This is a genomic window from Exiguobacterium sp. s140 (assembly GCF_018617035.1).
GTDB lineage: Bacteria > Bacillota > Bacilli > Exiguobacteriales > Exiguobacteriaceae > Exiguobacterium > Exiguobacterium profundum.
Genome location: NZ_JACSJK010000001.1, coordinates 546,363 through 558,885, shown reverse-complemented (window position 1 = coordinate 558,885; position 12,523 = coordinate 546,363). Strand labels below are relative to the sequence as shown.

Annotated in this window: 10 protein-coding genes; 4 read left to right on the top strand and 6 right to left on the bottom strand. The window is 47.7% G+C overall.

Annotated features, from left to right (window positions below; genetic code table 11):
- Nucleotide 1: 1 nt before the first annotated feature.
- Complete coding sequence (gene acnA, locus KNO61_RS02915) at nt 2–2,716, bottom strand: aconitate hydratase AcnA (RefSeq protein ID WP_214686887.1); 2,715 nt, start codon at nt 2,714–2,716, stop codon at nt 2–4.
- Between the two features lie 195 nt (nt 2,717–2,911).
- Complete coding sequence (locus KNO61_RS02910) at nt 2,912–4,510, bottom strand: peptide chain release factor 3 (RefSeq protein WP_214872583.1); 1,599 nt, start codon at nt 4,508–4,510, stop codon at nt 2,912–2,914.
- A gap of 178 nt (nt 4,511–4,688) precedes the next feature.
- On the opposite strand from KNO61_RS02910, the gene KNO61_RS02905 reads away from it, so the two are divergent.
- The 3 genes from KNO61_RS02905 to KNO61_RS02895 all read left to right on the top strand — a co-directional run bounded on the left by KNO61_RS02905 (nt 4,689) and on the right by KNO61_RS02895 (nt 7,261).
- The gene (locus KNO61_RS02905; RefSeq protein ID WP_031423504.1) at nt 4,689–5,120 is read left to right on the top strand and encodes a DUF2621 domain-containing protein; all 432 of its coding nucleotides are present in this window, start codon (nt 4,689–4,691) and stop codon (nt 5,118–5,120) included.
- 306 nt (nt 5,121–5,426) lie between these two features.
- A complete protein-coding gene (locus KNO61_RS02900) occupies nt 5,427–5,705 on the top strand; it encodes a DUF485 domain-containing protein (RefSeq protein WP_240499876.1) in 279 nt (92 codons plus the stop codon).
- Nucleotides 5,702–7,261 carry a solute symporter family protein gene (locus tag KNO61_RS02895; protein WP_012726448.1) on the top strand — a complete coding sequence of 520 codons (1,560 nt, stop codon included), beginning with the start codon at nt 5,702–5,704 and terminating at the stop codon, nt 7,259–7,261. Before KNO61_RS02900 ends, KNO61_RS02895 begins: the two co-directional genes overlap by 4 nt.
- Before the next feature lie 34 nt (nt 7,262–7,295).
- On the opposite strand, the gene KNO61_RS02890 is transcribed toward KNO61_RS02895, so the two are convergent.
- Nucleotides 7,296–7,748 carry a CcdC family protein gene (locus tag KNO61_RS02890; RefSeq protein WP_078147931.1) on the bottom strand — a complete coding sequence of 151 codons (453 nt, stop codon included), beginning with the start codon at nt 7,746–7,748 and terminating at the stop codon, nt 7,296–7,298.
- Nucleotides 7,749–7,767: 19 nt separating this feature from the next.
- Nucleotides 7,768–8,466 (bottom strand): cytochrome c biogenesis CcdA family protein, encoded by a 699-nt coding sequence (locus tag KNO61_RS02885; RefSeq protein WP_078147025.1) that lies wholly within the window; start codon nt 8,464–8,466, stop codon nt 7,768–7,770.
- A gap of 188 nt (nt 8,467–8,654) precedes the next feature.
- Between KNO61_RS02885 and KNO61_RS02880 the strand changes: the two genes are divergently transcribed.
- Complete coding sequence (locus KNO61_RS02880; protein WP_214730608.1) at nt 8,655–8,837, top strand: aspartyl-phosphate phosphatase Spo0E family protein; 183 nt, start codon at nt 8,655–8,657, stop codon at nt 8,835–8,837.
- A 77-nt stretch (nt 8,838–8,914) separates the two neighbouring features.
- Here the strand turns inward: KNO61_RS02880 and KNO61_RS02875 are convergent, their stop codons facing one another.
- Nucleotides 8,915–10,678, bottom strand: a complete 1,764-nt coding sequence (locus tag KNO61_RS02875) for an ABC transporter ATP-binding protein (RefSeq protein ID WP_214684116.1) — start codon at nt 10,676–10,678, stop codon at nt 8,915–8,917.
- Complete coding sequence (locus tag KNO61_RS02870; protein ID WP_214757543.1) at nt 10,668–12,422, bottom strand: ABC transporter transmembrane domain-containing protein; 1,755 nt, start codon at nt 12,420–12,422, stop codon at nt 10,668–10,670. The genes KNO61_RS02875 and KNO61_RS02870 overlap by 11 nt, the downstream gene beginning before the upstream one ends.
- Between the last annotated feature and the right edge of the window lie 101 nt (nt 12,423–12,523).

Here is a 12,523-nt window from a genome sequence, read left to right as displayed (position 1 = left end):
CTTATTTCAATTTGTTACGGAGAACCATTTGCAGGATTCCACCGTGACGGTAGTAATCAATTTCAACTTCAGAGTCGAAACGAGCGATGACTTTGAACTCTGTCACCGTTCCGTTTTCATGTGTCGCTTTTGCGTTCAAGATATCGCGCGGACGTACAGACTCATCGACTTGAATATCAATTGCTTCTTCACCAGTCAATCCGAGTGATTCAGCCGATTCACCGTCTAAGAACTGAAGCGGGAGCACACCCATCATGACAAGGTTCGAACGGTGAATCCGCTCGAAACTTTGTGCGATGACCGCACGGATTCCAAGAAGATTCGTCCCTTTCGCTGCCCAGTCACGAGATGATCCCATTCCGTAATCATTTCCTGCAAGGACAACAAGACCTGTTCCCTGTTCCTTGTACTTCATAGCCGCATCATACATTGGCATGATTTCACCAGTTGGCCAGTACGTCGTAAAGCCACCTTCAGTTCCTGGAGCAACTTGGTTGCGGATACGAATGTTTGCGAACGTACCACGCATCATGACTTCATGGTTACCACGGCGAGAACCATATGAGTTGAAGTCGATTGGCTCTACCCCTTTAGAAAGGAGGTATTGACCGGCTGGTGTCGTCTTCGAAAATGATCCAGCTGGCGAGATGTGGTCGGTCGTAACCGAATCCGCAAACTTCCCGATGACACGTAAGCCATTCAATGCATGAACCTCGCCCGCTTCTGGTTCGAGTTGTTCGAAGAACGGTGGGTTTTGGATGTATGTCGACTCATCTGAGAAGTCATACAAGTTTCCTTCCGGAACATCGAGTGCGTTCCAACGCTCGTTACCAGTGAAGACCGTTTCGTACTCTTTACGGAATGCTTCTGGTGATACGACGTCTTGGACAACCATTTTGATTTCATCGTTTGATGGCCAGATGTCTTTGAAGTATACTTCATTTCCATCTTTGTCTGTACCGAACGAATCATTCATGATGTCGAAGTTGACTGACCCTGCAAGAGCGTAAGCGACGACGAGCGGTGGTGATGCCAAGAAGTTTGCCTTCACGAGCGGGTGAACGCGCCCTTCAAAGTTACGGTTACCAGAGAGGACTGACGACACGAGCAAGTCGTTTTCTGTGATCGTATCTTCGACTTCACGGTCAAGCGGACCAGAGTTTCCGATACATGTCGTACAGCCGTATCCGACCGTGTTGAAGCCAAGTTCGTCCAAGTAAGAAGTCAAACCAGCCTTATCCAAGTAGTCCGTTACGACTTTCGAACCTGGTGCGAGTGATGTCTTCACGTATTTCGGAACGGTTAAGCCACGTTCAACGGCTTTCTTCGCAACGAGTCCAGCACCGACCATGACGTATGGGTTCGACGTGTTCGTACAGCTTGTGATGGCTGCAATCGCAACATCTCCCGTACTCATGTCGACTGCGCCGTCCTCGTACTTGACTGTCGCCGTTTTGTCGAGTTCAGAACGGTCAAGTCCGAAGCCACTGTTTCCTGCAGGAGCACTCAAGCTATCGATGAACGATGTTTGAACGTCTGAGAGGTTGATTCGGTCTTGTGGACGTTTCGGACCCGCAAGTGAAGGCTGGACTTTCGACAAGTCGAGTGTCAACACTTTTGTGAACGTTGGATCAGCTTGATCTGGTGAATAGAAGAGATCATTCGCTTTAGAGTATTCTTCGACGAGTGAAATCAACTCTTCAGAGCGACCAGTCGTACGCATGTAGTTCAATGTTTCCGTATCGACCGGGAAGAATCCACATGTCGCACCATATTCAGGCGCCATGTTTGCAATCGTCGCACGGTCTGAAAGTGGCATCGTGTGGAGCGACGGTCCGAAGAATTCAACGAATTTCCCGACAACTTTTTCATGACGGAGCATCTCTGTCACGACGAGCGCCACATCTGTCGCTGTCACACCAGGGTTTACTTCACCGATGATTTTGACACCGACGACGTCTGGCACTGGGAAGTATGATGGTTGACCGAGCATGCTTGCTTCCGCCTCGATTCCGCCGACACCCCAGCCAAGAACACCGAGTCCGTTGATCATCGTTGTGTGCGAATCCGTTCCGACGAGTGAATCTGGATAAGCAACTGTACCTTCTGCATCATTCTTCTCGAGGACGACAGATGCCAAGTACTCCAAGTTTACTTGGTGAACAATCCCCGTTGCAGGTGGTACGGCACGATAGTTGTCAAATGCCGTCTGAGCCCAACGTAAGAACTTATAACGTTCTTCGTTACGTTCAAATTCGATGTCCATGTTTTTCATCAATGCGCCAGCGAAACCATATGCGTCTACTTGAACTGAGTGGTCGACGACGAGATCGACAGGAATTTCTGGGTTGATTTTGTTTGGGTCTCCACCGAGGTCTGCCATCGCTTTACGAAGTGAAGCAAGGTCTACGACCGTCGGTACACCCGTGAAGTCTTGAAGTACGACACGTGCCGGTTTGAACGGTACGTCAATGTCTTTCGAGACGTCGGCAGTGCCCCATTTTGCCAAGTTCTCGACATGTTCTTTCGTGATGGCACGCCCGTCTTGTTGACGGAGAACCGATTCAAGAAGAACGCGAATCGAATACGGAAGACGGCTGATGTCCGTCAATCCTTCTTCTTCCAATTTTTTCAAACGATAAAAATCATACGATTGCCCGTTCGCTTCGAACTTTGTCCGAGATGCGAAGGCGTCTAAAACATTCGTCTGTTCCATTGCAATTTCCCCCTTTTTGAAAGCGCCGACCACACGACAATGCGTAATCGCTTACTTTTCACATATTTATCATAATACAAGTATAGCGTGACGTAAAATACATTCCGTCACAAATTAGTCATAAGTAAAACTTATCAAAACTAAAATGACTTAATTCACAACAAAAAAACACCTCAGAAACGAGGTGTTTACATCTTATTCTTCCGTACCGATCTCTTCGTTGACGTCAAGTGCCTCAACAAGCGTCAAGTCATCTGCGTGACGCTCAGCGAACCGTTCATATGTGAACTCGTTCGCGAACAGGAAGACCGGACGTTCCCAACGGTCTGTAACGAGCATGTTCCGTGAATCTTGGAACGGTTTCAATGCCTTCAACTCTTTATCTTTGACCCAACGAGCAACGCTATATGAGACTGGTTCCATTCGAATATCGACGCCATATTCATTGTTTAAACGATATTCGAATACCTCGAATTGAAGTTGTCCGACCGCGCCGAGATAAATCTCGTTATATTCGTTGCGATACACTTGAATCGCCCCTTCTTGCGCAAGCTGTTCTACCCCTTTGTGGAAGTGTTTCGACTTGAGCGAGTTGACCGGCGAAACGCGAATGAACAATTCCGGTGGGAAAGTTGGCAGCGCCTCAAACGCAATCTTCTGCTTCGATGTGGTGATGGTATCTCCAATTTGATACGTCCCAGAATCATAGATCCCGATGACATCACCAGCAAACGCTTGGTCGACTGTTTCTCGATCGTTCGCCATCAATTGTGTCGATTGGCTCAATTTTATCTTTTTCCCAGTACGAGTGAGCGTCACATCCATCCCACGCTCAAACACACCTGAACAGATGCGTACAAAGGCGATGCGATCGCGGTGTGCCGGATTCATGTTCGCCTGAATCTTGAAGACGAATCCACTGAAGTCTTCTGATGTCGGATTGATTGGACCGACGTTCGACTTACGTGCCTCAGGAGCCGGAGACATCTCTAAATAGTGATTCAAGAACGCAGTCACCCCAAAGTCGACGAGCGCTGTTCCGAAAAATACCGGTGTCAATTTACCGCTCTGGATCGCCTCGACATTAATCTCGTTCCCCGCTCCATCGAGAAGGTCGATTTCATCGCGGAGGTTCATCAAGTTCTCTTCCGACAAATGATCGGCGAGAATCGGATCGTTCACTCCGTCCTCACCCAGTTGAAGTGTCGACTTCTCCCCACGGAACAAGTGGACCTCATTTTTCATTCGGTCGTAGACACCTTCAAACTGCATTCCACTTCCGATTGGCCATGTAATCGCGACAGAAGGCATGCCTAACACTTCTTCGAGCTCTTCCATCAATTCAAGCGGATCTTTTGCCTGACGATCCAACTTGTTCATAAATGTGAAGATTGGAATCCCACGCATCCGACAAACTTGGAATAGTTTTTTCGTCTGTGTTTCAATCCCTTTCGCAGCATCAATGACCATGACCGCGCTATCGACTGATGTCAACACGCGATACGTGTCTTCACCGAAGTCGTTGTGTCCTGGTGTATCCATGATCGATACAACCTTGTCTTGATAGATGAATTGCATGACAGACGATGTGACCGAGATCCCACGTTGTTTCTCGATTTCCATCCAGTCAGATTTTGCGTGTTTTGAGTTTTTGCGCGCCTTGACCGTACCTGCCTCGCGAATCGCACCACCGTGCAAAAGTAATTTTTCTGTTAATGTTGTTTTCCCCGCATCCGGGTGAGAGATAATGCCGAATATCCGACGTCTCTCGACTTCCTGTTTCAATTGGCTCATATAGGATAGACCTTTCCTTTCTCGTCTCAGTTCATGCTTATTCTCGTAGCAACGCTATCTATTCTAACGAAATCAATTCGGTTCGTCTATCCTAATGGGACGTACGCCTTTTGCAAATGGATTCTTTTTTGTATACTAACGATGAAAGCAAGTGAATGTATAGAACGGGGGAAAGACGATGCCAGAAAACTTGATGATGTATTTCATTGTATTCTGGGGATTCGTCATGATTGGACTCATGACGATTGGCGGGTACTTCATGTTTCGTAAGTTTTTAAAACGAATGCCAAAAGAAGATGGACGTTCCCTACTTGACATCGAAGATGATTATATAGAAAGAACGCGTCATCTCTGGACTCCGGAGACGCGGACGCTATTAGATCGTCTCGTCACACCGGTACCCGAGTTGTTCCGCGACGTGGCGATCCGAAAAATCGCAGGTAAAATCGGTCAATTCGCGCTTGAATCGCGTGCAAAAAAAATGACGACCGAACTTGTGGTAAAGGGTTACATCGCCGCAACACCGAAGCGCGATCACAAGTTCTTAAAGAAAGCGCTAACCGAAGAACAGATTGATTGGACGCCATACGAACACTATTTTCAGCAGTAGACTCTATCTCATTCAGATAGAGTTTTTTATTTGTCGAATTGTGCGATTCGCCTAATGGGTCAAAAGTACCTTTTCTCGAGCTTTATATTACATCGAAATAACGTTCACGAATTAGACAATATTGAAAACGCTTACAGTAAATTGGTATGACCAATATTAATATAACGTCTTTCATTTCGACACGAAAAAAAGGAATGACTGAATTGTTTTTCACAACGCATAATGGATTTATCTTACAGTCAAGGAGGGTCTATTATGCATGATGTAACACAAGTTTCACAAACAACAAGCCATCAATCTGCCCACATGATTACCGAACATGAGACATTTCATCGGTTAATGCAGGAAAAAAATCGCTTCATCGTTCCAGCTATCATCTTCTCACTCATCTTTTATTTCACACTCCCGATTCTGACGAGCTATACGACGATCTTGAATACACCACTCATCGGGGACATCACTTGGGCTTGGGCGTTCGCCTTTTCCCAGTTCATTATGACTTGGACACTTTGTGTACTTTATAGTCGACGTGCCCGTCGCTTTGACGCACTCGTCGAACAATTGAAAGACGAGGTGAGATCATGAATTGGACCGCGATCGCCCTCTTTATCGCCATTGTCGGACTCACGCTAGTGATTACATACTTTGCAGCAAGAAAAACAAAAACTGCCAGCGATTTTTATACGGCAGATGGTGGATTGACCGGATTTCAAAACGGTCTTGCCATTGCAGGCGACTATATGTCTGCCGCATCGTTTCTCGGAATTGCAGGTATGATCGCGCTTGCGGGATTCGATGGGTTTTTCTATTCAATCGGTTTCCTCGTTGCCTATCTCGTTGTCCTCTATCTCGTCGCCGAACCATTGCGAAATCTTGGGAAATATACGATGGCAGACATGATTGCGGCACGTTTTAACAAGCCTCGCGTACGTGGTGTCGCAGCGATGAATGCGATTGTCATCTCCATTTTTTACATGATTGCGCAACTCGTCGGAGCGGGTGCTTTGATTGAACTGTTACTCGGAATCCCTTATACGACAAGTGTCGTCGTCGTCGGAATCTTAATGACAGTCTACGTCGTTTTCGGTGGCATGACGGCCACTTCTTGGGTACAAATCACGAAAGCCGTACTTCTGATGATTGGGACGGCAATCATTTCATTTCTCGTGTTCGCTCGTTTTGATTTCTCCGTCACGACGATGTTTAATGAAGTCAGTAAAGCGACCCCACTCGGAAGTGACTTCTTGAACCCTGGGAACAAGTTCAAGCTACCGCTCGATACCATTTCATTAAACATGGCGCTCGTGCTCGGTACGGCAGGGCTCCCTCATATTCTGATTCGCTTCTTCACCGTCAAAGATGCACCGACTGCTCGGCAATCCGTCGTCTATGCGACATGGATCATCGGTGCATTTTATATCTTGACCATTTTCCTAGGTTTCGGTGCCGCAGCATTCGTCGGACGTGATGCCATTCTCGCCGCAAACCCTGCCGGCAACATGGCGGCCCCTCTTCTCGCGCAAGTGCTCGGTGGTGACCTCTTGTTCGCTTTCGTTGCCGCAATCGCGTTCGCGACAATTCTTGCCGTTGTCGCTGGACTCGTACTGTCAGCTGCTTCCGCCTTCGCCCATGACTTCTACGGACATATCATTCGTAAAGGGGAAGCGACAGAAACTGAACAAGTGAAAGCCGCGCGAATCGCTTCAGTTGCGGTCGCCCTCGTCTCAATGGGACTAGCTTTTTTCGCCCAGTCGATGAACGTTGCGTTTCTTGTCTCGCTCGCCTTCGCCGTTGCGGCGAGTGCGAACTTACCTGTGATTCTCTTTACGATTTTCTGGAGACGCTTTAATACAGGTGGCGCCATTTGGGGAATGGTAGTCGGTTTGTTCTCCTCACTGATTCTAGTCGCACTCAGCCCGAACCTTTGGGCTCCGGACGGTTCGGCCATCTTTGTCGGTGAAGCCCTATTCCCACTATCCAATCCCGGGATTGTATCAATCCCCCTCGGTTTCATCGCTGCCGTGATTGGTACACTGGTCACGAAATCAGATGAAGCAGCAGGAAACTATGAACGCGTCCTCGTCAAGGCGAACACTGGAATCGACGCGGAGACCGAAGTCGCCGCTACGAAAGCAGACTAAATAAAAAATGGAGTGGCTCAACGCCACTCCATTTTTACGTGATTGCGATTCGTTTATATTTTTGATACATGGCGATTCGCCACGGGACAATCATCCCCCAAGCAATCAAATAAAACAATCCGCCGGTCGAGAAGATATCGACCTCATGACCGACCCAAACCTTCATTGCTGTACGGATGGCAAGGAGTGCGAACACGACCACGAAAAATGCTTTCGATCGTGAGAGATACACTTCGCCGTCCCGTTTTTCAAAGTTTGATGTCTTAATCAAAAACAGACTGAAGATGAGCCCGACCGCAAGGGCCTCAGCCACTTCGACCCATGATAAGCGAAACGCGGGAATCAAAAACTGAATCATCCCGGTCGTCATCGCAAGTGGTGGGATTAAAATTTTCTTCGCATTCGTCGGCTTTGCCGATGCTTTTACACGAACAAAGCTCGCTACGATACCCATTAACAACGCGACGAGAGTCGACCCCCATAACATTGACATCTCGGTCAACCCCTTAAAATCCGGTGAATCCGACAAGCTCGCTCATCCATGCAGCGAACCGATTCATTCCGTCAAAATATAATAGTACGCCGAACACCATCATCAAATAGCCTCCGACTTTTGCCACTTTTGCACTGTTGCGTGCTAAGTACTTGATCTTGCCAACGAATGCGACCATCACCAAAAATGGAATTGCAAATCCGATGACATACGCCAACATATAGCCGAGCCCTTGACTCGGGTTCGTGGCGGCTAGTGCGATCACACCAGCTAAAATCGGACCTGTGCACGGTGTCCAACCGGCCGCAAATCCAATACCAATTAAAACGGTACCAAAATAACCGCTCTTTCGTTCGCCGATATCCATTTTCTTTTCACGCATCATAAATTGCGGTTGCCATAAGCCCGCCAAAAAGACGCCGAACACGAAAATCAAAATGGCGCCGAACATGCGTAGACTGTCCTTGTATTGGATGAAGACGTCTGCGATCAACGAAGTCGACAACCCTAGCACGAGAAAGACAATCGAAAAACCGAATAAGAACGAAAATGTGTGGAACCAAGCTGTACGCTGTTTTAATCCTTCATTTTTTAACTCAGATACGGAAACCCCAGTGATATACGAGAGAAAGACCGGATACAACGGGAGCGTACATGGTGACAAGAACGATAAGACGCCCGCCCCAAATGCGAGCCATAATGTGACTTCCATGACGATTTCCACCTTTCACGACCATTATAGCGAAATCCTATTTAAATTGCTCGAATCTTTTCTTTCAAACCTCAACATCATTTTGTAATTTTTGAAATGGAAATGAAACTTGTCATCTGTAAACGGAGGTGCTAAGATTTGGATATTCCAGTTCACAAAATTCTAATTTACATGATGGGGGAACGAACGTGGCAGTCACCGCAGCAGATACACTACACCAGGCCATTGAACAAAAACGTGATGAACTGTATAAAATCGCGTCAAAGCATTCTTGGACCTCACCTGAAGTCATTTCAGTAAGCCAAGAACTTGACTCTCTAATCACTCGTCATGTCCTATCAAAGCATAATAAAGAGCAATTTCATTCTTGAAACTTGACGGCTCGTCACCTTGTGTGACGAGCTTTTTCCATGGAAAAAAGGACACCTGAATAGGTATCCTTTCCAAATCAAGACATCAGACGTTGTCCGGATTGCAGTTCATACATCTTTTTGTACAGTCCGTCTTGTTTCAATAACTGTTGATGATTGCCACGCTCTACGATTTCACCGCGATGCAAGACCAATATCAAATCTGCATCTTGAATCGTCGACAGGCGGTGAGCGATTGCAATCGTCGTCCGACCCCGACGCATCCGATCGAGCGCAGTCTGTACACGCTCTTCTGTTTCGGTATCGATGGAGCTTGTCGCTTCATCGAGAATAAGCACCTTTGGATTACGTGCGACCGTACGGGCAAAAGCGAGCAATTGACGCTCCCCGCTTGAGAACGTCGCTCCACGCTCTCCGACGACATGGCCATAGCCAGCATCCAACTTTTCAATGAACGTATGCGCTTGGACGAATTCAGCAGCTTCACGCGCGCGCTCAGAATCGATGTCCGGATTGAACAGCTTCAAATTCTCTTCAATTGTTCCGGTGAATAAGAATGGGTCTTGTAGGACAAGCCCGACCTGATGACGAAGCTCTTGCTCCTCGAACTGTTCGAGCGGTTGCCCGTCAATCGTGATGCGACCAGATTCATATGGGTAAAAACGGGTCAACAAATTGATGATTGAACTTTTACCACTCCCAGTATGACCAACGAGCGCTACCGTCTCACCAGGTTTCGCCACGAACGAAATTTGTTTCAACACGTCAACTTCTCCGTCGTAACTGAACGTCACGTCTTCGAATCGAACTTCCCCATCAGTGATCCGCGCTTCACCAGGCATCCGTTTACCTGGAGCCGGTTCATCCGTATCTAAAATTTTGAAGACACGATCCGCCGATACGACGGCTTGTTGAAATTCGCTCAATCGTTGCATGATATCGAGTACAGGACGGAAAATACGTTCAATATAGCTGATGAAAGCATACACGACCCCTACCTGAACCTGTTCACTCATGGAGAGCACCCCATAATAGCCGAGCAGACCGATGATGGAGAAGGCAAGAAGGAGTTCGATGATTGGGCGTAGCAACATGCTATCGAGTTTTAAGTTCCGATATCGTGCCTCCTGATGCGCTTCGTTCGTCTCTTCGAACTGACGGATGAGACGCTCTTCTTGACGAAATTGTTGAATGATGCCCATCCCGTTGATGGATTCGTTCAACTGGGCGTTGAGTTGTGACAACAAATCCCGCACTTGCGCGAAATATTTCGTCGAGAAACGACGATACGCCCAAATGATAAGCCAGAAGAGAGGCAACAAGATGAGCCCCATCGTCGCGAGCGGGGGCTCCAAGATGTAGAGGAAGATATACGTCCCAATCAACTGAACGGCAGACTGAACGAACGTACTCATCACTCCGACATAGAGCTCTTTCACCGCCTCCGTATCGTTCGTAATACGCGATACAAGGACGCCCGCTGGTGTACGGTCAAAATAAGCGAGCCGCATCCCCATGACGTGGCGGAAAATATCCATCCGAATATTTTGAACAATCTTCAGCGCAATCTTTTGAAACGAAATCGATTGTAGATAATCAAACACGATTGCAGATACGTGAAGAACCATATAGACGGCGAAGAGAGCGATGACCCAGTTCGTTGGATAGACACCCGGTGTGACGAATTCATCGATGAACACTTTGATTAGAAACGGCCCTGCCAACTTTGCACCTGTCGCAATCAAGAGAAATACGAAGGCGACACTGAGCGGTTTACCATACCGTTTCGCGTAACTGAGCAGTCGCTTGATGACTTGCCATTCTTGGACATCATGTTTCATCGTGTCCACCCCCTTCTACAATCGCTTCAAGTTTCTGACGATCATATGTCTCTCGATACCAGCCTGTCTCCTGAAGCAATGCCTCATGACGACCTCGCTGAATGATATTTCCGTCCTCAATCACGAGAATCTCGTCAGCATGTTCCACGGCGGAAAGTCGATGGGCGACGATGACGCGCGCCTGGTCCGGATTGCCGACTCGAAAATGCTCGATAATCGACTCTTCCGTTTTCGCATCGACCGCAGATAACGCATCATCTAATATCAAGACGTCAGCCGCTGTCATGAGCGCCCGTGCGATGGAAATCCGCTGTTTCTGGCCACCTGATAATGTGACCCCGCGTTCACCGACGAGTGTCGCATAGCCTTCCGGAAGACGGACGATATCTTCATGCACCTCAGCGACCTTAGCCGCTTCGATGATTTCTTCCATGCTCGCATCGGGTCTTCCGAACGCGATATTGTTCGCAATCGAATCCGAGAACAAGAAGTGATCTTGCGGCACGACCGCAATCTTATCCATAAGAAGTGACTTTTTCACTTGGCGGATGTTGATCCCGCCGATTTTAATCTTTCCATCTTTCACGTCATACTCACGTGTCAACAGACGGACAATCGTTGTCTTCCCTGCACCTGTTCTGCCGACAATCCCGATGGTTTTTCCACGCTCAATCCGAAAATGAACATTGTGGAGCACAACGGTCTCGTCATAGGCGAAGTTTCGAATATCAACTTCCACCTCTGAATGAGAGAGCGTCGTCGCAGCCATGCGGTCGTCTTGAATCTCAGGTTTGACGGCGAGCATCCGCTCAATCCGGTCGTAAGACGCACGTCCACGCTCCACGATGTTGAACAACCATCCAAAGGCTAACATTGGCCATGTCAACAGTGCCAAATAAGCTGTGAAGCTGACGATCTGTCCAATCGTCAATTCTCCTTGTTCAATCAAGACGGCTCCATACCCGACCGAAAGGATATAAGACAATCCGACAATTCCGAAGATGGTCGGGTCGTATAAGGCATCAATCTTCGCGACTCGTACGTTTTTGGCCATGACTTCACTCGATAAATTCTCAAACGATTCCACGTCCCGACCGACTTCCCCCGTCGATTTTAAGACACGGACGCCACTGACACTTTCTTGCACTTTGTCATTCAATTCTGAAAATGCCGCTTGGGCGACCCCGAATCGGCTATGTAACATCTTTCCATATCGCGTCGTCAAAGCGACCATGATTGGTAACGGTAGTAAGGCAACGAGCGTCAATTTCCAACTGATTGTTGTAATCATCGTGATGATGACGAACGTCCCAAGTGTCACGCTATCGACGAGTGTTAAAATCCCCGCACCGGCCGTCATCGATACGGCTTGTACATCATTTGTCGCATGGGCCATCAAATCACCGACCCGTGACTTTTTATAAAATCGCTGATCAAGATCTGTGAAATGCCGATATAGTTGGCTACGAAGCATTCTTCCTAGACGAATCGATGCGCCGAAAATAAAATAGCGCCAAAAGAAGCGGGCGATATAGTTTCCAATTCCAACAGCGGCAAGTCCCCCTAATAATAGCCAGAGTGTGTCGGACGAAAGCGAACCACGGTTGATCTCATCGACAATCCGTCCGATGATGCGTGGTGGAATCAGTTCTAGACCAGCCACGAAGATCAGTAAGACGATGCCGAGCGCGTACGTCTTCCACTCAAGACGCAAAAACCAAGATAATTGTTTGAATACACGAATGTGAAACGCCCCCCTTTGTCTTTAGATGAAGATTATTTATTAATCGTAGCGAAAGTCTGTTCGATTGTCTAACAAAAAGAGGAAACAAAAAAGCACTTCGG

Bases quoted from the DNA above. Each gene is read 5' to 3' on its own strand.
- acnA (WP_214686887.1), bottom strand. From the start codon at position 2,716: ATGGAACAGACGAATGTTTTAGACGCCTTCGCATCTCGGACAAAGTTC.
- KNO61_RS02910 (WP_214872583.1), bottom strand. From the start codon at position 4,510: ATGAGCCAATTGAAACAGGAAGTCGAGAGACGTCGGATATTCGGCATT.
- KNO61_RS02905 (WP_031423504.1), top strand. From the start codon at position 4,689: ATGCCAGAAAACTTGATGATGTATTTCATTGTATTCTGGGGATTCGTC.
- KNO61_RS02900 (WP_240499876.1), top strand. From the start codon at position 5,427: ATGATTACCGAACATGAGACATTTCATCGGTTAATGCAGGAAAAAAAT.
- KNO61_RS02895 (WP_012726448.1), top strand. From the start codon at position 5,702: ATGAATTGGACCGCGATCGCCCTCTTTATCGCCATTGTCGGACTCACG.
- KNO61_RS02890 (WP_078147931.1), bottom strand. From the start codon at position 7,748: ATGTTATGGGGGTCGACTCTCGTCGCGTTGTTAATGGGTATCGTAGCG.
- KNO61_RS02885 (WP_078147025.1), bottom strand. From the start codon at position 8,466: ATGGAAGTCACATTATGGCTCGCATTTGGGGCGGGCGTCTTATCGTTC.
- KNO61_RS02875 (WP_214684116.1), bottom strand. From the start codon at position 10,678: ATGAAACATGATGTCCAAGAATGGCAAGTCATCAAGCGACTGCTCAGT.